At 67.1% G+C, this 20,351-nt stretch carries 21 protein-coding genes and 1 tRNA gene; 16 read left to right on the top strand and 6 right to left on the bottom strand.

Translation table 11 applies throughout. From position 1 onward, the window contains the following. The first annotated feature begins 119 nt into the window (after window positions 1-119). Both CA234_RS14895 and CA234_RS14890 read left to right on the top strand, forming a co-directional pair. Window positions 120-668, top strand: coding sequence for an FxDxF family PEP-CTERM protein (locus CA234_RS14895; RefSeq protein ID WP_125972082.1), 549 nt, complete (start codon window positions 120-122; stop codon window positions 666-668). A gap of 144 nt (window positions 669-812) precedes the next feature. Beyond that, window positions 813-889 (top strand) — tRNA-Trp (locus tag CA234_RS14890). Between the two features lie 117 nt (window positions 890-1,006). Here the strand turns inward: CA234_RS14890 and CA234_RS14885 are convergent. Further along, a complete protein-coding gene (locus CA234_RS14885; protein WP_125972080.1) occupies window positions 1,007-1,789 on the bottom strand; it encodes an IclR family transcriptional regulator in 783 nt (260 codons plus the stop codon). Between the two features lie 246 nt (window positions 1,790-2,035). On the opposite strand from CA234_RS14885, the gene CA234_RS24395 reads away from it, so the two are divergent. The 4 genes from CA234_RS24395 to CA234_RS14870 all read left to right on the top strand — a co-directional run bounded on the left by CA234_RS24395 (window position 2,036) and on the right by CA234_RS14870 (window position 6,911). Beyond that, window positions 2,036-2,197: a hypothetical protein gene (locus CA234_RS24395; RefSeq protein WP_164521827.1), complete on the top strand. Its 162-nt coding sequence runs from the start codon at window positions 2,036-2,038 to the stop codon at window positions 2,195-2,197. A 139-nt stretch (window positions 2,198-2,336) separates the two neighbouring features. Then, the gene (locus tag CA234_RS14880; protein ID WP_125972078.1) at window positions 2,337-2,873 is read left to right on the top strand and encodes a sigma-70 family RNA polymerase sigma factor; all 537 of its coding nucleotides are present in this window, start codon (window positions 2,337-2,339) and stop codon (window positions 2,871-2,873) included. Next, complete coding sequence (locus tag CA234_RS14875; RefSeq protein ID WP_125972076.1) at window positions 2,870-3,817, top strand: FecR domain-containing protein; 948 nt, start codon at window positions 2,870-2,872, stop codon at window positions 3,815-3,817. Before CA234_RS14880 ends, CA234_RS14875 begins: the two co-directional genes overlap by 4 nt. A 124-nt stretch (window positions 3,818-3,941) precedes the next feature. Beyond that, window positions 3,942-6,911, top strand: coding sequence for a TonB-dependent receptor (locus CA234_RS14870; RefSeq protein ID WP_241213530.1), 2,970 nt, complete (start codon window positions 3,942-3,944; stop codon window positions 6,909-6,911). A 194-nt stretch (window positions 6,912-7,105) separates the two neighbouring features. Here the strand turns inward: CA234_RS14870 and CA234_RS14865 are convergent, their stop codons facing one another. Both CA234_RS14865 and CA234_RS14860 read right to left on the bottom strand, forming a co-directional pair. Continuing rightward, complete coding sequence (locus CA234_RS14865) at window positions 7,106-7,570, bottom strand: hypothetical protein (protein ID WP_125972072.1); 465 nt, start codon at window positions 7,568-7,570, stop codon at window positions 7,106-7,108. Window positions 7,571-7,632: 62 nt separating this feature from the next. Further along, window positions 7,633-8,496 carry an NPP1 family protein gene (locus CA234_RS14860; protein WP_126002070.1) on the bottom strand — a complete coding sequence of 288 codons (864 nt, stop codon included), beginning with the start codon at window positions 8,494-8,496 and terminating at the stop codon, window positions 7,633-7,635. Window positions 8,497-8,888: 392 nt separating this feature from the next. Between CA234_RS14860 and CA234_RS14855 the strand changes: the two genes are divergently transcribed. Then, a complete protein-coding gene (locus CA234_RS14855) occupies window positions 8,889-9,422 on the top strand; it encodes a PEP-CTERM sorting domain-containing protein (protein WP_126002069.1) in 534 nt (177 codons plus the stop codon). Window positions 9,423-9,446: 24 nt separating this feature from the next. Here CA234_RS14855 and CA234_RS14850 read toward each other — a convergent pair whose 3' ends face one another. After that, window positions 9,447-11,408 carry a glycoside hydrolase family 127 protein gene (locus CA234_RS14850; protein ID WP_126002068.1) on the bottom strand — a complete coding sequence of 654 codons (1,962 nt, stop codon included), beginning with the start codon at window positions 11,406-11,408 and terminating at the stop codon, window positions 9,447-9,449. 140 nt (window positions 11,409-11,548) lie between these two features. Between CA234_RS14850 and CA234_RS14845 the strand changes: the two genes are divergently transcribed. From CA234_RS14845 to nusG, 3 genes are all read left to right on the top strand, one after another. After that, entirely contained in the window at window positions 11,549-12,178 is a 630-nt protein-coding gene (locus CA234_RS14845) for a DedA family protein (protein ID WP_126002067.1), read from the top strand. 152 nt (window positions 12,179-12,330) lie between these two features. After that, entirely contained in the window at window positions 12,331-12,528 is a 198-nt protein-coding gene (secE, locus tag CA234_RS14840; RefSeq protein WP_125972064.1) for a preprotein translocase subunit SecE, read from the top strand. 16 nt (window positions 12,529-12,544) lie between these two features. Continuing rightward, a complete protein-coding gene (gene nusG, locus CA234_RS14835; protein ID WP_121078389.1) occupies window positions 12,545-13,084 on the top strand; it encodes a transcription termination/antitermination protein NusG in 540 nt (179 codons plus the stop codon). An 88-nt stretch (window positions 13,085-13,172) separates the two neighbouring features. On the opposite strand, the gene CA234_RS14830 is transcribed toward nusG, so the two are convergent. Both CA234_RS14830 and CA234_RS14825 read right to left on the bottom strand, forming a co-directional pair. Further along, complete coding sequence (locus tag CA234_RS14830) at window positions 13,173-13,781, bottom strand: general stress protein (protein ID WP_126002066.1); 609 nt, start codon at window positions 13,779-13,781, stop codon at window positions 13,173-13,175. 27 nt (window positions 13,782-13,808) lie between these two features. Then, window positions 13,809-14,120, bottom strand: coding sequence for a hypothetical protein (locus tag CA234_RS14825; RefSeq protein WP_241213529.1), 312 nt, complete (start codon window positions 14,118-14,120; stop codon window positions 13,809-13,811). A gap of 170 nt (window positions 14,121-14,290) precedes the next feature. Here CA234_RS14825 and CA234_RS14820 point away from each other — a divergent pair, with 170 nt between their 5' ends. The 6 genes from CA234_RS14820 to CA234_RS14800 all read left to right on the top strand — a co-directional run bounded on the left by CA234_RS14820 (window position 14,291) and on the right by CA234_RS14800 (window position 20,277). Next, the gene (locus CA234_RS14820) at window positions 14,291-15,373 is read left to right on the top strand and encodes an AI-2E family transporter (protein WP_126002065.1); all 1,083 of its coding nucleotides are present in this window, start codon (window positions 14,291-14,293) and stop codon (window positions 15,371-15,373) included. A gap of 109 nt (window positions 15,374-15,482) precedes the next feature. After that, window positions 15,483-15,944 carry a DUF1493 family protein gene (locus tag CA234_RS14815; protein WP_126002064.1) on the top strand — a complete coding sequence of 154 codons (462 nt, stop codon included), beginning with the start codon at window positions 15,483-15,485 and terminating at the stop codon, window positions 15,942-15,944. Window positions 15,945-16,100: 156 nt separating this feature from the next. Continuing rightward, a complete protein-coding gene (gene rplK / locus CA234_RS14810; protein WP_125972052.1) occupies window positions 16,101-16,532 on the top strand; it encodes a 50S ribosomal protein L11 in 432 nt (143 codons plus the stop codon). Between the two features lie 4 nt (window positions 16,533-16,536). Continuing rightward, a complete protein-coding gene (gene rplA / locus CA234_RS14805; RefSeq protein ID WP_126002063.1) occupies window positions 16,537-17,229 on the top strand; it encodes a 50S ribosomal protein L1 in 693 nt (230 codons plus the stop codon). Window positions 17,230-17,656: 427 nt separating this feature from the next. After that, a complete protein-coding gene (locus CA234_RS24980) occupies window positions 17,657-18,034 on the top strand; it encodes a TonB-dependent receptor plug domain-containing protein (protein ID WP_241213528.1) in 378 nt (125 codons plus the stop codon). Window positions 18,035-18,075: 41 nt separating this feature from the next. Beyond that, window positions 18,076-20,277, top strand: coding sequence for a TonB-dependent receptor (locus CA234_RS14800; protein WP_241213527.1), 2,202 nt, complete (start codon window positions 18,076-18,078; stop codon window positions 20,275-20,277). Window positions 20,278-20,351 lie beyond the last annotated feature (74 nt).

The following is a 20,351-nucleotide window of genomic DNA, read 5'->3' as shown; positions in this document are numbered from 1 at the left end:
TGCGCTGAGCTGTTCCCGGATTGGGACATAACCCACTTTTTTCATTCGGAACTTTGGAACCGTCCAAGGGTCTTCGCTGCACTGCAATGGTTCACTTGCCGTTAAGGGAGACACCCCGAATGTATCGTACGCTTATGGCGGCGGCTGCCACCGCCGCAGCGCTTGTCGCTGTCGCACCCGCTCAGGCCGCAACCTATTTCGGTCCGGCCGACATGAATATCTCCACCGCCGCGGATGGCTCGATCTCGACCAGCTTCGGTCAGTCGGGCATCACCGCGGGCAACTTCACCCACATCTATCAGTTCACCCTGCCGCAGGACGGCGTGGCGAGCGGGTCCCTGATCACCAGCGCGGTGACGTTCAACGGCCCGACCGACCTCGACCTGACGTCGGTCTTCTTCAACGGCGTCCAGCTTGCCGGCTTCTTCGGCAGCGGCGTCAACGAGTTCGTCTTCGCGAACGCGGTGCCGATCAAGGCCGGCATGCAGAATGAAATCACCATCAACGGCTTCTCGCGCGGCAACGGTTCGTACGGCGGCCAGGGCGTGTTCGTGCCGTCGGGCGTGCCCGAGCCGGCCGCCTGGGGCATGATGATCGGCGGCTTCGGCCTCGCCGGTGCAGCCATGCGCCGCACGCGCCGCACGCGCGTCACCTACGCGAACGCCTAAACCAAAAACCATCCTCGCCGTTGCAGAGGGGGCGCCGCCGCGGAACACCGTGGCGGCGCTTTCTTTTTGGCCGCGCAATTCGCGGCAAGCTGCATCTTGGCTCTTGCCCGAAGCGGAATCGGCCGATAAAGGGGCGGACCGCACAGGGGTGTAGCTCAGCTGGTTAGAGCGTCGGTCTCCAAAACCGAAGGCCCTCGGTTCGAATCCGAGCTCCCCTGCCATCGCTGCCGCTGCCGATCCGTCGCCGGGGCGCTTTCAATCTCGCAGGTCGGGCCTTGCCTCCTCCACCACGTCGCTGCGCGGCGCGGTTCCCTTCCCCGCTTGCGCGGGCGAGGGCCTCAAGCCGGCTGGTAGCCCAGCCGTTCGGAGATCCGGGCGCAGGCCGCGCGCAGTTTCTCGCGCGCTGCGTCGCGGTCCATCACCTGCGATCCGTCGATCAGCGCGAGGAAGGGAATCGTCAGCGCCGCGACGATGCGGCGATCGAAGCCGAACACGGGGAAACTGATGTCCGTCACCCCGAAGGTGACCGGGCTCTCGCGGCTGTCATGGCCCTGCCGCTGCACCGTCACCAGCCGCTCGGCGAGCCAGTCGCGATCCACCGGCGCCCCCTGCTCCGCCTCGGCGGCAGCGACCATCCGCTCGACGAGGTCGGGATTGGAGAAGGCGAGCAGCACTTGCCCCGAGCAGCTGCGCAGCAGATCGATATGCGCGCCCACCTTGAGCGCGAAGCCGCGCGTGGCGGGCGATTCCTCGCGCGCCACCACCAGCCCGTGCCCATCGCTCGCGACGACGAGATGGCACGACTGCACCGTGTCGCGCGCCAGCATCTGCATCTCGGGCATCGCCGCGCGGACGAGGTCCTGCGAGGGCGTGGCGCGCAGCGCCACGTCGAGCAGCTTGTAGGCCACCGCATAGCGATCGGTCGCCTCGGAGCGGCGCAGATAGCCGAGCTGCTCCATCACCACGACGATGCGGAACAGCTCGCCCACCGAGCGGCCGAGATCCGCCGCCATCTCGCTGACCAGCGCGCCCTCGGGCCGGCCGGCGAGCAGTTCGATCACCTCGAAGCCCTTTTCGATCGCGGGGGCGGAATAGGTCTTCTTCGACCCGGGTCGCGCCATGATGCCTCCTGTTGCGTGCGCCCCCTCCCTTGCCCGAAAGCCGGACCGGCGCAACGGGGCTCGGTTCGTCCTTCAAAGCACGGGTCTCGTCGCGCCAGCATTGTTCTCGCGCGGCACCTGCGCATTATCCACCGCGACCGCCACGAACCAGCGTAAATGGCTGGAAACTTTCGATGAAGCGAACGTTGGATCAAGGTTAGTTCTGGGAATTGGATTTGTCGCAACATGCCTGAAGGGGAACCCGTGGTGGCCATAGCCCTTCTTACCGAACGCGACATCGAGCGGTACGGCAACAATCTCAGCCGTTGCTATCGGATCGAAACCAGCGCCGAGTTCGACAATCTCCTCCACATGATCGACAAGGCCGATGCCGCGCTGATCGCGCGATCTCGGGATCGCACCTCCTAACGCCAGACTGTCACGCCAGCTTCATCCAGAGCCGCTAGCCCTGCGCGAAACGCGGGCGATCTCAGGATGAAAGGGGGCGAATCGCCATGGCGACAAGCGGGTTGTGCGCCCCGAATCCGCCCTTGGGCAGGATGGGGCGATGAACGAGCTGACCAGCCTGGCCGCGCACCGCCGCGCGGTATCGGAGGAAGTGGCGCTGCGCGACGCGCTGTTCCGCTTCGTCCAGGCGCGGCTGCGCGACTCGCAGGACGGTGAGGACATCGTCCAGGAAACCTATATCCGGCTGTACGATTATCGCCGCTCGCGCAGCGTCGCCGATGTCGGCGCCTTCTGCTTCGCGGTCGCCCGCAACCTCGTCTTCGACCATTTCCGCCGCCTGCGTGCCGCGCCCCGCCCCGCCGAGCTCGCCGAGGACATCCCCTGCGCCCAGCCGCGCGCCGAGGAAGTGCTCGACTATCGCCAGCGCGTCGACATCCTCGTCCGCGCGCTCAAGGTGATGCCGCCGCTCCGCCGCGAGATCTTCCTGCGCCGCCGGCTCGACGGCGTGGCGGTGGCGATCATCGCCGCCGATCTCGACATGACCCCCGCCGCGATCGAAAAGCACTGCGTCCGCGCGGTCGCCGATCTCCGCGCGGCGCTCGAGCGCCGCGGCCTGCCGGGCGGCGCCGCGCGATGAGCCTCAACCCCACCCGCCGCGCCGCGCTGCACGACGCCGCCCGCTGGGCGATGCGCGAGGACGAGGCCGTGCTGCGCGAGGCCCCGCCCCCCGCCGCCGCCGAGGTGCAGGCGATGCTCGACGATCGCGCGCTGTCCGATGCGATGGCGCAGCTGCCGCGCCTGTCCGACGCCGAGATCCGCGCACTGCGCACCCGCCGCCGCACCGCGATCGGCACCGGGGGCCTGCTCGGCATCGCGGCAGTGCTCGGTATCGGCGGCTGGCAGGCGGGCTGGTACCGCGCCGCCGCGCCTGCCCCGCTCCATTACGAAACCGCCCGCGGCCAGATGCTCGACGTGAAACTGGCCGACGGCTCCTCGGTCCACCTCAACGGCGCGACCAGCCTCGACGTGACGCTGGAGGAGGATCGCCGCAGCGTGACGATGCAGCGCGGCGAGGCCTATTTCGACGTCGCCCACCTGCCCGATCGCCCCTTCACGGTGCACGCGGGCGGCGCGGCGACCCAGGTGCTCGGCACCGCCTTCGATATCGACATCGCCGCGGGCGGCGTCCGCCTCGCCGTCTATCGCGGCAGGGTGCGCTTCGGCGATGCAGCCGCGGCGGTGATCGTCCCTGCCGGCTGGCGGACCCGCTTCGCCGATGGCCGTGCCCAGCCGCCGACCCGCTTCGACGCCGCGCAGAAGGACTGGCGCGACGGCTGGCTCGACATCGACGCGATGCCGCTCGGCGACCTGGTCGACGCGCTCAACCGCCGCGGCGGGCCGCTGATCGCCCCGCCCCCGCCCAGCCTGCGCGGCCTAGCCGTGTCGGGCCGGTTCCGCCTCGATTCGCCCCAGGCGCTGCTCGACGCGATGGGGCTCGCCTATGGCTTCCGCACGACGCGCACCGGCGGCGAGCTGCGGCTGGAAGCCACCGTCGACGACGCCAATCCGTCACGTCCATGACCTTGAACCGTAACAAAATTCTTTTGTCCGGAAGCTGATCTGCCCTCGTCTTCCTCGCTAGCGGCGCACGTGCGCCGGAGCGGAGGGAAGACCAACCATGACACGCATCCAGGGGATTTCACGCATGGCACTCGCCATCTTGCTGGCAGCGCCCGCGATCGCGCAGGCGCATGCCGCCGATGCGACGATGGCGGCGCAGCGCCGGTTCGACATCGGCCCAAGCGATCTGCGCACGGCGATCTCGCAATTCTCGCAGGCGACCGGCCTGCAGGTGGTGGTGGCGCCGAGCGCGGTCGCCGGCCGCCGCACCGCCGGCGTCCGCGGCGCGCTGAGCGTTCGCGCCGCGCTCGACAAGCTGCTGCGCGGCTCGAACCTCAGCGCCGCGGTGCATGGCGGCATCGTCGTGCTGACCCCGTCGCGCGCCGCCGCCCCGGCCCCGCGCCGGACCGTCCGCAGCGAAGCGCCCGTCGCCGTCGCCGCGGCGCCGGTGCAGGCCGCGCAGGCCGACACGCAGGATCCGGATAACGCCGAGATCGTCGTCTCCGGCTATCGCGAAAGCATCGCCGCCGCGCAGGAGCTCAAGCGCCGCGCGGTGGGTGCGGAGGACGACATCGTCGCCACCGATATCGCCGCCTTTCCCGACCTGAACCTGGCCGAATCGCTCCAGCGCGTGCCGGGCATCACCATCACCCGCGACACCGGCGAGGGCCGCCAGATCGCGCTGCGCGGCCTCGGCGCCGACTTCACCCGCACCCAGCTCAACGGCATGGAAGTGCTGGGCAACACCGCCTCGGGCATGGACAATCGCGGCTCGGTCAGCCGCTCGCGCTCGTTCGACTACAGCCTGTTCGCCTCGGAACTGTTCAACCGCGTCTCGGTGCAGAAATCCTATGCGGCCGAGCAGGACGAGGGCGGTCTGGCCGGCACGGTGCAGCTCACCACCGCCAAGCCGTTCGACTATAGCGGCAACAAGTTCGTCGTCTCGGCCAAGGGCCAGACCAACAGCAACGCCACCGGCGTGACCCCGCGCGCGGTGGCGCTCGCCTCGGTCCGCTCGGGCGATTGGGGGGCTTTGGTTTCGGTCGCCTACAGCAAGATCAAGAGCAACGAATACGGCTATCGCAACTGGGGCTGGGGCCCGACCAAATATGCCGCGAAGAACATCGGCCCCGAGATCGACGCCGATACCCGCGCCAAGCTGCTCGCCGGCGTCTACCAGCCGACCGCGCAGTCGCCCTCGACCTGGTACACCGATCGCCAGCGCCTCGGCGTCACCTCGTCGGTCCAGTACCATCCGGGCGAGAATTTCAAGCTCGACGTCGACTTCCTCTACGGCCGCCTGTGGGACCATCGCGACGATTATGCGCTGGCCACTGCGGGCAGCAACCCGCTGACCGGCGCGACGGTCAACGGCACCCAGGTGATCCGCAGCGCGGTGATCGACAGCACCAACACCCTGCGCGCGGCGAGCTATACCGGGATCGACCTGCGCTCCGAGCATCACATCGTCGAGAACCACACCGATTTCTACCAGGGCGTCGCCAACCTCAGCTGGAAGCTTAGCGACCGGCTGACGCTGCGCGCGCTCGGCGGCTATGAGGAATCGGATTTCGGCCAGCCGGTGTTCGACAAGGTCTTCATGGAGGCCAAGCAGACCGCGTTCAGCTACGACACCCGGCCGCAGATCCCGGTCAACAGCTATGGCATCACCCTCACCGACCCCAACCTGTGGACCGTCCAGCGGCTCGACGTGCAGGAAAACAGGATCGTCAACCGCTACGCCAACGGCAAGCTCAGCGCCGATTATGACCTTGGCGACGGGCTAATCCTCAAGGCGGGCGGCGCCTACAAGCACTTCACCAACAGCGGCTATACCTGGGCCAACAAGGTGTTCCACAACGTGCCGGCGAACATTCCGATGTCGAACGACCTCAAGCAGCTGGTCGGCCCCAAGACGCTGCTCCAGTACATCGTCGGCAATGTCGACGGCGTCTATGCCGCGATCGGCGACAAGCGCGATCTCACCGCCGCCAATCTCCAGGCCGGCAGCGACTACGAGGTCGACGAGAAGACCTGGAACGGCTTCGCCCAGCTCGATCTGGACACGATGCTGGGCGGCATGCGCCTGCGCGCCAATGCCGGGGTGCGCTATTTCTCGACCGACCTCACCTCGTCGGGCAATCTCGCGGTCGGCACCGCCTTCGTGCCGGTGGTGATCAAGGACAACAACCATGGCTGGCTGCCCGCCGCCAACCTGGCGCTCGACCTGACCAGGACGCTGGTGTTCCGCCTCAGCGCCGATCGCAACATCAACCGCCCGGGCCTGGGCGACCTCGCCGCGGCGGGGTCGATCACCACCCGCCCCAATGGCGGCAGCCTCAGCCTCGGCAACCCGTTCCTCAAGCCCTTCAAGGCGACCTCGGTCGAGACCTCACTCGAATGGTACATGGACAGCAAGGGCTTCGCCTCGATCGGCTTCTTCTACAAGAACATGGACACCTATATCTCGCCGAGCACGACGACGATCCCCTATGGCCAGACCGGCCTGCCGCTGTCGCTGCTGATCCAGGGCCAGGACGCCAACACCCCCTATGACGTGAGCCAGCCGATCAACGGCCCGGGCGCGGACATCAAGGGCGTCGAAGTGGCCGTGCAGCACGACTTCACCTTCCTGCCGGCGCCGTTCGATCACCTCGGCGTCACCGCCAACGGCACCTGGTTCGACGGCAAGCAGCAGGGCAAGGTGGGCAACACGTTTGTGACGCTGCCGCTGTTCAACCTCTCGAAATGGGCGGCGAACGCGACGCTCTATTACGAGGACAAGGATTGGGGCATCCGCGTCTCCGACGCCTATCGCAGCAAATATTATACCGGCCTCGGCACGGTGGGGAATGTCGGCGACTGGATCGAGGGCACCCACAATATCGACTTCCAGGCGCATGTGAACCTGCGCCCGGGCATTCGCCTGATTGCCGAGGGCATCAACCTCACCAACCAGCCGATCCAGCAGTTCGCCGGCGGCGCGATCGCGCGGCGGGTGGTCTACACCACCAGCGGCCGCACCTTCACCTTGGGCTTCAGCGCGGAGTTCTGAGGCACGGAGGCGAGCCGGTACGGACGCCCCATCCCTTCGTCATCCCGGCGAAAGCCGGGATCCATTGGGGGCTCCGTACCGGCGCTTGCCGACACCGAGAGGCGACTGGATCCCGGCTTTCGCCGGGATGACGGCCCAGAGCGGGGCGCTGGCAAAAGGGCGGCAGCGGACACCCCGCTGCCGCCCTTTGCCGTTCAGCCGCGCGGGCGTCCCTGCGCGACGGCCAGCCGGATGTGGAACAGGTTTTCCGAGACCTCCTCCATCTGCACCGGTCCGCTGGCGGCATAGCCCAGCGCCTCGACCGTGTGCGCCAGCCCGCCGAGCAGCATCGCCTGCCGCTTCTCGAGAAAGGCCTCGTCGGTCGGCGGCGGGATCGTCGCGGTGATCGCGCAGCCGCGCGCGTCGCAGCCGAACGCCACGTCGCGCAACAGCGGATAGGCCAGGCGGACCTGCGTCTCGACCTGCGCGGGCGCCGCGCCGATCGCGATGGGAGCCGCCGCCAAAGGTGGCACGCGCGGCGCCGCTTCGGGCCGGGCGGAAACGGCGACGACGCCCTGCGCCACCGGCGGCGGCGCCGACCCCGCCTTGCCGAGCAGCCCATAGCCTATCGCCAAAGCCGCGAGCGCGGCGCCGGCGACCAGCAGCCGCATCTGTTTCATGTCATCTTTCCCATGCCGGAGTTCCCCGCGCCGCCCGAAGGCGACGCGGGGGACCGTCCCGATCAGCAGATCGTCGAGCCCGCCGGGCAGCCCGGCGAGTTGGACCCGGAATCGACGTCCGGGTTGAAGCCCGGGGTGATGCCGGTGTTGAGCGCCGCCTTCAGCGATCCGGCGAAGCGCGCATCCTTGATCTCGAAATTGCCGCTGCCGAAATCGTAGTTCGCCACCGCGTTGCGCACGGCGAGCGAGGGATAGCCGTTCCAGCTGACCAGCGGCTGCACCACCCAGCTGCCGGTGCCGTTCTCGGGCGGCTCGTCGCCGCTGTCGGTCTTCGAGAAGCGGAACAGGTGCGAGAAGCCCCAGGTCTCGTAATGGAAGACCATCTTCACATGCTGGCCGCCATTGGCATCGGTCTGGAAGCGGAGCTGGCCGTCCTTGGTCGCGCGCGTCTCCCATTTGCCATGCGCGCCGCGGGTGACGCCGACGACGGCGCTGTTGGTGCCCGCATCGGTGGTCCAGACGATGATCGTCTCCCAGTCATAGGCGTGCGAGAAGTCCGACTGCCAGAAATAGGCATAGACCCGCGCGCAATAGCCGTTGTTGCAGCGGGCGCGGACATAGGCGTTGCTGGTGCGCAGATAGTCGGGGTTGCGGCACGAAGCCGGCGGCTTGGTCGCGTAGGTCGAGGCCTTGGCGCTGATCGCGCCCGACGCGTTCACCGCAGGCACGTTGAAGCAGACATCGGTGTCGAAATCGAGCGCCGGCTGGAAGCGCTTGTCGAGCGAAGTGGCCAGCTCCGGCAGCGGCGCGACGGGTGCGGGCCAGCCCTGCGCATGCGCCGCCTGGAAGGGCAGCACGGCAAGCGCGGCGAGCGCCGCCCTGGGCAGAAGATGACGGGTGGTGGCGGTTGTACGTCCCTTGGTCATACGATCTCCATGCAGGTCCCAGAGCGGCTGCGCGTTACGTTCGTCCGGCCGCGAGGGACCGCCCGCGACCTGGAAGTTCAGGAAATCGAGGCGTACGGGCGTCGCGCCGATGCGCGGCCCGTCTCCGTGCTCAACAGGAAGACGGACCGAGGTGCAGATCCGGACAATTTAATTTCGCGTGGGAGGCGCTACGGGCGCGAAGCGCGCACATCGCGGCTTCGTCTGCGGAACATCGCCCAAGCGACTAATGACGTTACCGCTTGCGTGTCGGTTATGGTAAACGCCGACGCGTGGCCAGCACACCGCGCCGATCCCCGGACATCGTCATGAGGATTCGGCAGATATAAGTGGCCAGGCCTGTGCACCAACCTGCGTCGTCATTGGGGGGAAATATGATACGAAGCATAGCAGCGCTGGCTCTGGCCTTGCTCTCAACACCCGCTGTCGCCACCACCTATGTCGGCACATCCTCGAACGGCACCCTGATCGATATACCGGGCCTCTCCACGCCAGGTACATATCGCTTGGATTTCACCTTTAGCCGTCCGCTTTATGTGTATTTCGAGGCTTATATTTACCGGGAGTTTTGGTGGTATCGGGATGGAGAGTATATCGCGAGCAACGACGGCCCTGATTTTTTCAGCTACCTGCCAGATGACCGGGTGCAGTCGAATTCGCGATGGTGGACTGTTTCCGGACCCTTCAGCGGATGGCGGGGCGACATCTTCGAGATAGGCTATTACCGGGTCGACGGAAACCGGATCTCCTTTGGCGACCCGGACGATTCGAGCCCGTACAGCTATCGGATTGACATCACCGCCGTGCCCGAGCCTGCACAATGTACGCTGCTGATCGCCGGCTTCGGCCTCGCCGGCGCGGCCTTGCGTCGCCTCCGCGCCAGCACCCGTTCGGCAGCGACTGCCTGATCGCGCAGCGCGCCGGCGCCGGCATCACGCCGGCGTCGGCGCGAGCTTCCAATAGGTCGCGTAGCGCTCGTGCGCGATGCGGTGATAGGGGATCAGCCGCACCGGGGCGCCGTCGGCCGCGGCGAGGGTGAACTCCAGCGGTTTGGCGCCCGGCCGGATCGCCGCCGCCAGCGTGGCCGGATCGCCCGCCAGCACCGGCACCTGCACCGGCCCGTCATTGTAGCGGCCATATTCGCGCTCGTTGACGACGATGTCCGCCCCCTTCGCCAGCCCCTGCGCCCCCAGCGCGCCCGCCAGCACCAGCGGGCCATAGGTGAACGCGACCACGTTGGGCGCGGCGGGGGCGCTCTCGAAGCCAGGCTCCATCACCAGCTGCAGCTCCACCGTGTCGCCATCCTGCCAGCGCCGCGCGAGTTCGATCCGGCTGCCCGGCGCCGCCGAGCGCGCCGCGACCGCGCCGTTCACCCGCACCGTGGCGGTGCGGCTCCAGCGGGGATGGCGCAGGTTGAGCGTGAGGTCGGTCGGCTTGGCCAGCTTCCAGCGCAGCGTCGTGCGCGGCTCTTCGGGGAAGCGGGTTTCCTGCACCAGCTCGGCGCCCTTCTCGCGCCAGCGCACCGTCGAGGGCAGGAACAGGTTCACGTAGAGCGCACGATCGTCGTGGAAGTAGATCGAGTCCCGATATTTCACATGGTTTTCCATGCCGGTGCCGGTGCAGCACCAGAAGCTGTGCTCGGGGGTGTGATAAAGCTTCATGTAGCCCGGCCGCGCGCCCTGGAAATAGGTCGCCATGCCGCTGTCCGGGTCCTGCGAGGCGAGGATGCCGTTGAACAGCGTCCGCTCGTAATAATCGGCATATTCCGGCTTCGGCTCGTGGAGGAACAGGCTGCGGGTGAGCTTGAGCATGTTGTGCTGGCAGCAGGTCTCCGATCCCTTGGCCGAGAAGACGTGGCTCTCGAAATCGGCCATCGCGAAGAAATGCTCGTTGTCGCCGTGCCCGCCGGTGGCGAAGGAGCGCGTCTCCGCCACCGTCTTCCAGAAAAAGGCCGCGGCGTCGCGGTACGACGCATCGCCGGTGGTCTCGTAGACGCGGTGGAAGCCGACCACCTTGGGCACCTGGGTATTGGCGTGGAGCCCGTCGAGATGGTCGCGCGCCTTGGCCAGCGGGGTCAGCAGCGCCTTGTGCGAGAAGCGTTCGGACAGCGTGCGATAGTCGGCCTTGCCGGTCATCGCATAAAGATCGGCATAGATCTCGTTCATCCCGCCATGCTCGGTCTCGAGCATTGCCTCGAACTGCGCGTCGGAGAGCGGCCGGCACGCCACCACGCCCCAGTCGGCGAGCCGGAGCAGCGTCGCGCGGGCGGGGGCGCTGTCGGCGAGCAATGCGCCGTCGCGCAGCCCCGCATAGACCTTGTGCAGCGTGTACCATGGGACGCCGCTGATCTTTTCCCCGCGCAGATGCGCCGCGACCAGCGCCGCGCCGTCCGGAAAGGCGGTGACGAGGCCGCTCTTCGCCGCGTCCTGGCAGGCGCCGAGCTCGGTCGCGATAAAGTCGATGCGCTGGCGGTACTCGGGCTTGGCCGTGGAGCGGAACGCCAGCGCACAGGCCGAGAGATAATGGCCGAGCGTATGCCCCTGGCAGTGGATGTCGGCCCAGAGCGGGTCCGATTCCCACCCGCCATAGGCCGGCGCCTTGGGGCTGAGCCCGGCATTGACGCGGAACTGGTGGAGCAGCCGGTCGGGCTCGAGCCGGAGCAGATAGGCCTCGGTCGCGCGCTGGGCATGAAGGAAGGGCCCCTCGCCCAATGTCACGTCCGCCATGTCGAACGGCTGGAGCCTGGCCGGTGCCGCCAGCGCGGGGGCCGCCTCTGCCGACGCCGGAAGCGACACGCCCAGCCCGCCGCCAAGCCCGCCGCCAAGCCCGCCGATCGCGACCGCGCCGCTGCCCGTACCGGCAAGAAACCCCCGTCGCGACGTTTCGATCGTCATGCGCGCTTACCCTCTCCGTTCGTCCGATTTACTCCGGGTTATCAGACCCCTTCCCCCACGCCAACCCCGGCGCGCTTTTCGCTGCACCGCGCAAAAAAAGCGGCTTCCCAAAATCGCCTGCCTGCCCCAACCACACGCACATGGTCGAAAAGATTCTGGGCATCCTTGCCACCTTCACCATCTGGGTCATCTCGAGCGGGGGCTATCTCGGCATCGCCGTGCTGATGGCGATCGAATCCGCGTGCATCCCGCTGCCGTCGGAGATCATCATGCCGTTCGCGGGCTATCTGGTCTCGACCGGCCGGTTCGATCTCTACCTGGCGGCGACCGCCGGTGCGATCGGCTGCAACCTCGGCTCGATCGTCGCCTATGAGGTCGGCAAGCATGGCGGGCGCCCGCTGGCGCTGCGCTGGGGCAAATATCTGCTGATCGGCCCGGGCGAGATCGACGCCGCGGATCGCTTCTTCGCGCGCTATGGCAGCATCGCGGTGCTGATCGGCCGGCTGCTGCCGGTGATCCGCTCGTTCATCGCCTTCCCGGCGGGCGTCGCGCGGATGAAGCTGGTGCCGTTCCACGTCTACACCTTTATCGGCAGCTGGCCCTGGTGCTTCGGCCTCGCCTGGGTGGGCATGACCCTCGGCGAAAAGTGGGACAGCGATCCGCGCATGAAGGCCGCGTTCCACAGTGCCGATGCGCTGATCGGCGTAGTGCTGGTCGGGCTGGTGGCGTTCTACATCTGGCACCGCGTGCGGGGCCTGAAGCAGCGCTGAGCGCTTCGTTTGCGCCACGCTTGCACAACTAGCGCCGATCCTCTAGATACAGCCCCCTAGCCGAAAGCGTGGGTGGATTGCACCGGTTCCTGGGAAGGACCGGGCAGCGGACCCATGCCCGAAGCGCCATTTTTCACACGAGGATAGCCCCAGTGGCGAAGACCAGCCCCGTCGAATTCGTGAAGCAGGTCCAGGCCGAGACCCGCAAGATCGCCTGGCCCACCCGCCGCGAGACGATCATGACCGGCGTGATGGTGATGATCATGACGACGCTGCTCGGCAGCTTCTTCCTCGGCATCGACTCGCTGTTCGACCTGATCGTCAACGCCCTCCTCCGCCTCGCGCAGTAAGGAAAGACCAACAAGCATGTCGCGCTGGTACATCATCCACGCCTATTCCGGTTTCGAGGGCAAGGTCCGCGACCAGATCCTGGCCGACGCCACCCGCCTGGGCCTCGATCGCCTCGTCGAGTCCGTCGAAGTGCCGACCGAGACGGTGACCGAAGTGCGCCGCGGCAAGAAGATCCAGTCCGAGCGGAAGTTCTTCCCCGGCTATGTGCTCGCCAAGCTCGAGATGAACGACGACGTCTATCACCTGGTGAAGAACACGCCGAAGGTGACCGGCTTCCTCGGCAGCTCGGGCAAGCCCCAGCCGATCAGCGAGGCGGAAGCCGCGCGCATCCTCAACACCAAGGAAGAAGCGGCCACCGCGGCACCCAAGGCCAAGCTGAAGGTCGATTTCGACATCGGCGACACGGTCAAGGTGATCAGCGGCAACTTCGCCACCTTCTCGGGCGTGGTCGAGGAGCTCGACTACGACAAGAACCGCGTGAAGGTCTCGATCTCGATCTTCGGCCGCGCGACCCCGCTGGAGCTGGGCTTCGAGGACGTCGAACGGGTGAAGTGATCCGGGCCTGCGAGCCTCGCCACCACACGAACAAAAAAGCCGGGGCGCAAACCCCGGCTTTTTTTTCTTTCGGTCGACGCTGCCCGGATCAGAGCACCGTCGGCTCGCGATAGGCGCTACGCTCGCGCTCGATCTCTTCGCGGGTATAGGCCGGCGCCTTGTCGTCGAACGCGGTCCAGCCCGACTGACGATAGGCCGCGCCGCGCGTCGCCGCATTCACGCCGCGACGGTTGAGCACCGCCTCGGCTTCCGGCGCCAGCGAGTCCTCCACACGCGCGCTCACCAGCGTGCCGCCGCGGCGGACGCCTTCGGAATAGACATGCGCGTCCTCCTCGCTCTCGCCGGCATTCTTGAGCGCGCCGACGATGCCGCCCGTGGCCGCGCCGCCGATGCCGCCGATCGCAGCACCCGCCGCGGTCGAGGCGAGCCAGCCGGCCGCCACGATCGGGCCGAGGCCCGGAATGGCCAGCAGGCCGAGGCCCGCAAGCAGGCCGCCGACGCCGCCCAGCGCCGCGCCGGTCGAGGCGCCACGGCTGACGTCGCCATGTGCGTTGACGTCGCTCACGTCATGGTCGCCATGCGTGTTGTTGGCGACGATGCTGAGATCGCTGTGCGGCACACCCAGCCGCTCCAGCTCGTTCACCGCGGCCTTGGCATCCGAATAATCGTCGAACAGACGGGTAATGGTCCGGCTCATCGCATTTCTCCTGCAGATCTCGTGGGGTTAGCGCGCGGTGATGTTGCCCTTGTAGTCGAGCGTCACGGTCACCTTCTTGCCGTTCTTCATCGCCATGCCCTGCCAGGCGCCGTTCTCGGTGCCCCTCAGGCCGGCGATGTCCGTATACCCCGCCTTGGCGAGCCGGCCCTTGGCCTGGTCTTCGGTGAAGGAGCTGCGGCCCTTGGCGGGCGCCGCGACATGGTGCGCCGTGCCGTCCTTCACCACCGGGTTGTGCGAGCCGGACTGGCCGCTGCTCTGCGCAGCCGCCCCCGTCGTCGCGAGCCCGAGCGCCGCGACGGCCATGATGATGCGTTTCATGCCCATTCCTCTCATATACTGACGTCCCACGCCCGCCGATCCCTCCCGGCGGCGTGGAGATTTGTTAAACCCCTGAAGGACTTGATTGGTTCATCGCGGCGACGCACGGCCCACCGCTTGCCAGCGCCGCCGCGGCTCGCCACTGTCCGCGCCGAACCTCGGGGGACCCAATGCAGCACACGACCAAAGCCCAGACCCGCGCGCGCGTGGTGCTCGCCGCCGCCATCGCCGCTGCCGCCTTGTGGATCGGCATGGCGTTCGTGCCGGCGATCCTCTGGGCCGGCGTGCTCGCGATCGGGGTCGAGCCGCTGCGGGTGTGGCTGAGCACCCGCCTGCCCCGCCCCACGCTGGTCGCCGCGCTGCTCACCTTGGCCATCCTGCTGGTCGTGCTGATCCCGCTGTCGATCGCGATCAGCCAGGCGCTGGTCGAGGCGCAGTCGGTCGCCGCCTGGATTTCGGATGCGCGCGCGCACGGCGTGCCGCTGCCCGACTGGGTCGCGCGCCTGCCCTGGGGCCGCGAGCAGGTCACCGCCTGGTGGAACCTCCACCTCGCCACCCCCGAGGCCGCCGCCGCCGAGTTCGGCCGGCTCGACCAGTCGCTATGGCGCAGCCATTCGCAGGCCTTCACCCACAGCCTGATCCGCCGGGTGGTGGTGTTCGCCTTCACGCTGGTCGTGCTGTTCTTCCTGCTGCGCGACCGCGACAACATCGTCCGCCAGCTCGAGCGCGGCGCCACCCGCGCCTTCGGCGATGCGGGCGACCGGCTGGGCCGCCAGATCTTCGCGGCGGTGCGCGGCGCGGTCGACGGGATGGTGCTGCTCGGGCTCGCGCAGGGCATCCTGATGGCGATCCTGTTCGCGATCGGCGGGGTGCCGCACCCGATCCTGCTCGGGCTGTTCTCGGGCTTCGCCTCGATCATCCCCTTCGGCCTCGCGGTGGTACTGGTGCTGGCGCTGCTGCTGCTGCTCGCCAAGGGCGCGGTGATGGCGGCGATCCTCGTCGGCGCGATCGGCTATGCGCTCAATTTCGTGATCGACCATTTCCTGCGGCCGAGCCTGATCGGCGGCACCACCCGCCTGCCCTTCGTCTGGGTGCTGATCGGCATCCTGGGGGGCGTGGAGACGATCGGATTGCTCGGCCTGTTCGTCGGCCCGGCGGTGATGGCGGCGCTGGTGCTGCTGTGGCGCGAATGGGTGGCCGAGGGCGATATCGGCGGGGCCGAGGCGGGGCACACGGCGGAGCTGCGGCCGTGAGGTTCAGAAACTGAAGGCTGCGATGCGGTGCTAACGGCCTCCTGCAGGAGCAGCGAATGACTTAAGGTGGGTGGATTGCAGACATTCGCCGGAAAGATAGGATGCGGGTGTGAATGACGATCCATCAACGATTGTGCGCGAGCTGCTGATCGCGGGACAGGGACTGCCCGAGGTCAAGGTCACGCCTGATGCTCGGATACTGCATGACCTCGGCGTCGACGGCGACGACGCTGGTGAGCTATTCCAAGCCCTGCACGAACGGTTTGGCACAGACTTCACAGAGCTAACCTATCAATGGCGTGTGTTCTTCAATACCGAAGGCGCGAGTCCGCGAGCGATCCTCTTCGGTATCCTTGCCATCATCGTCTTAGGTGGTGCAGCGGGTGCGCTGGCGGCTGCGTTGCATTGGCCAGCGATTGCGGCGTGGGGATTGGCGATGGCGCTGTTGGTAGGTGCCGGGTGGCTGTTTTCACGATGGTTCGGACGAGAGTTGAGGCCTCTTACGGTGGCCGGTCTTGCGGAGATTGTTCAAACCGGTCGGTGGCCGTCTGATCCATCTGATGTCCGCTAATGGGGCGGAAGCAGACGAGCCGCCCACCGCTCTCGCCCCCTTGCCCCGCGCGCCCCTTTCCGCTAAGGGCGCCGGCTTCCAACGCATTCGTGGTGGAACCATGCGGGAGGCGGCTTCTGGCCGTCGCTTGTACCGCTCGACTTGAAAGAGAGTGACATGGCTAAGAAGATTACCGGCTATATCAAGCTGCAGGTGGCTGCCGGCGCCGCAAACCCCTCGCCGCCGATCGGCCCTGCTTTGGGTCAGCGCGGCGTGAACATCATGGAATTCTGCAAGGCGTTCAACGCCGCGACCGGTGACGTCGAGAAGGGCACGCCCCTCCCCACCGTCATCACCGTCTATGCGGATCGTAGCTTCTCGTTCGAGACCAAGACGCCCCCGGCGACCTATCTGCTCAAGAAAGCCGTCAACCTGAAGTCGGGCTCGAAGGAGCCGGGCAAGGTCGTCGCAGGCAAGATCAAGCGTTCGCAGCTGTCGGAAATCGCCCAGGTCAAGATGAAGGACCTGAACGCGAACGACATCGAAGCCGCGACGAAGATCATCGAAGGTTCGGCCCGCGCGATGGGCCTCGAAGTGGTGGAGGGCTGATTCCATGGCAAAGCTGACCAAGAAGCAGAAGACCTGGAGTGTCGATCCCCTGAAGCTGCACGGCGTCGATGAAGCGATCGCGCTGGTGAAGCAGTATGCGACCGCCAAGTTCGACGAGTCGATCGAAGTCGCGCTGAACCTCGGCGTCGATCCGCGCCACGCCGACCAGATGGTCCGCGGCGTCGTGACGCTCCCGGCCGGCACCGGCAAGACCGTGCGCGTGGGCGTGTTCGCCCGCGGCGCCAAGGCCGAGGAAGCCTTGGCCGCCGGTGCGGACGTCGTCGGTGCCGAAGACCTGATGGAAGCCATCCAGGGCGGCAAGATCGACTTCGATCGCTGCATCGCCACCCCGGACATGATGGGCCTGGTCGGCCGTCTCGGTAAGGTGCTGGGTCCGAAGGGCCTGATGCCGAACCCGAAGCTCGGCACCGTGACCATGAACGTCGCCGAAGCGGTGAAGGCCGCCAAGGGCGGTCAGGTGGAATACCGCGTCGAAAAGGCCGGCATCATCCACTCGGGCATCGGCAAGGTGAGCTTCTCGAACGAAGACCTGCGCCGCAACTTCGACGCCCTGGTCGACGCGGTCGTCAAGGCCAAGCCGGCGGGCGCCAAGGGCAAGTACCTCCAGAAGGTCGCGCTGTCCTCGTCGATGGGCCCGGGCGTGAAGGTCGACACGGCGGAAGTCGCCGCCGCCTGATCCTTCGGGACAAGACAAACGGAAAGGGCCGGGGCGCGATCCCCGGCCCTTTTTGCATGCAAAGCCCGCTCCCGCCTGCGGGAGAGGGTTGGGTGAGGGTGGCAAGGGCGAGTGCGGCGGATCACGCCTCCTCGCCCCCCCCAACCGTCATCCCGGCGAAAGCCGGGATCCATTGGGGTCACCGACGTGGCGCTTGCTGGATCGGCGTGGCGAATGGATCCCGGCTTTCGCCGGGATGACGGCGGGAAGGGACATCCCACCAGAAACCACAAGCAAACGTTTGCAAGACTACGTCACCACCGTAACGCCACGGTAACAAATCCGCGCTCCCGTTTCACCACATTGCAATCAAACCGACACGGCGTCGTTCCGACTCTTCGTTAGGGGCGCTCCCACAAGACCAATAAGGGTCCAGGGAGATTCCATCATGCAACCGCATCCCGCGCTGCTTCGCGCGACCTCGGCGCTCGCCCTCATGCTGGCGACGCTCGCCCCGGCCTATGCCCAAACGACCCCGCCGCAGGACGACACCGCCGGCACCGACGAGATCGTCGTCAACGGCAGCTATGCCCGCAGCCTCGCCGCCGCGACCGAGGCGAAGCGCCGCGCCGAATATGGCCTCGATTCGATCAGCTCGACCGACATCGGCAAGTTCCCCGCGCAGAACGTCGCCGAAGCGCTCCAGCTCGTCACCGGCGTCGCGATCACGCGGCCGCGCGGTGAAGGCCTGTACGTCAGCGTCCGCGGCCTCGGGCCGCAGTTCCAGAGCACGCTGCTCAACGCCCGGTCGCGCTCAACGACCTGATCGAGAATGGCGGCGCCAACGGCCGCCAGTTCCGCTTCGAAATGCTGCCCGCCGAGTTCGTGGCGAACATCGACGTGGTGAAGACCCCCACCTCGGACATGACCGAGGGTGCGCTGGGCGGCAATATCGACGTGCGTACCTTCCGCCCGTTCGATGTCGGCAACAAGGTCACCGCCAACCTCCGCGGCACCTACACCACCCAGACCGAGAAGGTGAAGCCCAACGCCACGCTGATCGGCAGCCACACCTTCGGCGACAGCTTCGGCATCCTCGTCGGCGCGCAATATTGGGGCAAGGCGGTCCGCAACGATCGCTTCATGAACTTCGGCTGGAACAAGGACAAGTATCTGACGGACGCGCAGGGCAAGCTCCCCGCCGGCCTCTACACCCCCACCCGTACCCGCCCGACGATCGAGACCGAGGATCGCAAGCGCATCTCCGGCATCGTCTCCGCGCAGTGGCGCCCGACCCCCGAGCTCGAGACCAGCCTCGACGTGCTCGCGACCCGGCTCGACGTCGCCTATGACGAGTTCGGCATGGACATCTATCCGGACGATCCCGGCACCGTGATCCAGCCCGGCTACAAGATCAGCGGCACCACCGTCACCGGCGCGACGATCAACAATGTCCGCTTCATGGCCAGCCGCGAATACAGCCTCAACCGCCACGACCTGCTGACCATCGGCCTCAAGCAGAGCTGGAACCACGATCGGTTCCACGTCACCGCCAACCTCAACTGGTCGTCGGCGCACAGCTTCCACCCGAGCAACGCCGAAGGCACCGTGCGCAGCCGCGCCTTCCTGACCGCGCCGCTCACCTACGATGCCTCGGGCGGCTACAAGGTCCTGCCGACCCTGACGACCCCGGTCGACCTCACCAACCCGGCGAACTACAAGCTCTACACCTTCAACATCGCGCCGAAGAACAGCAAGGACTGGGACAAGTTCGCCCGGCTCGACACCGCCTATGATGTCGGCGGCTTCCTCCGCAAGGTGGCGGTCGGCGCCGAATATCACTGGCGCAAGCGCGATTACTGGCGCCGCGACTATAACATCACCCCGGCCGCCGGCACGCCGCTGACCTCGCTCGGCGCCGGCGCGTACCAGCAGCTGCCGTATGACGACTTCCTCTCGGGCGTGAGCGGCAACCTCCCCCGCACCTTCCTGGTGCCGGTCACCGCGGGCTATTACAACGCGCTGTTCAACGACACGATCGCCAACGCGCCGCTGACTGCCGGCGACAAGGCCTCGCTGTTCAAGACCACCGAGAAGACCGCCTCGGCCTATGCCCGGCTCGATTACGGCACGATGCTGGGCGGCGTGGACATTCTCGGCAATGTCGGCATCCGCTACGTCCATACCGACCAGAACGCGACGGGCTATCTGCGCACCGGCAACAACACCAGCCCGGTCGCCTATCCGAAGACGTTCAACGACTGGCTGCCGAGCTTCAACCTGAAGGCCGAGCTGACCAGCACGCTGGTCGCCCGCTTCGCCGCGAGCCGGGTGCTCACCCGCCCCAACGTGACCGACAGCGCGCCGCGCATCACCGTCTCCACCGACGCCCCGACGGCGGGCGGCGGCAACCCGCAGCTGCTGCCCTTCCTCGCCACCCAGTTCGACGGCGGCCTGGAATGGTATTTCAATCCGCGCGGCGCGCTGACCGGCGCGGTGTTCTACAAGGCGATGGACGACTATATCACCGCGCAGAACGTCAATATCGACATTCCGGGCCGCGGCACCGTGCTGCTCTCCACCCAGGTCAATGGCGGCAACGCCAAGGTGTACGGCGTCGAGGCGGGCTACAACCAGGTGTTCACCTTCCTCCCCGCGCCGTTCGACGGGCTGGGCATGCAGGCGAGCTATACCCACACCTCGGTCAAGGCCAACTACACCGCCGGCGCGCGCCCGATCGTCGACCAGCTGATCGGCCTGTCGAAGAACAGCTTCAACGTCGTCGGCTTCTACGAGAAGGGCCCGCTGGCGACCCGCCTCTCCTATGTATGGCGCGACCGCTATCTCTCGGGCACCGGCAGCACCACCCAGGCACCGAGCTACACCGCGCCGTTCGGCACGCTGGACGGCAGCATCTCCTACAAGCTGCTGCCCAACGTCCAGCTGAGCGTCGAGGCGATCAACCTGTCGGGCGCCAAGCTCTACACCTATAACGACGATCCCAACCGCTTCGGCGAGATCAACTATTACGGCCGCACCTTCCTGTTCGGGGTGCGCGCCGAGTTCTGATCGGGCACGCGATCGGAGAAAAGCGAAAGGGCCGGGCGCGATCCCGGTCCTTTTGGCGTGTTGCTTGCGCTCCC

The organism is Sphingomonas sp. ABOLE, assembly GCF_003950455.1.
GTDB lineage: Bacteria > Pseudomonadota > Alphaproteobacteria > Sphingomonadales > Sphingomonadaceae > Sphingomonas > Sphingomonas trueperi.
The sequence above is the reverse complement of the archived record's forward strand: the minus strand, read 5'-3'. Positions and strand labels throughout refer to the sequence as shown.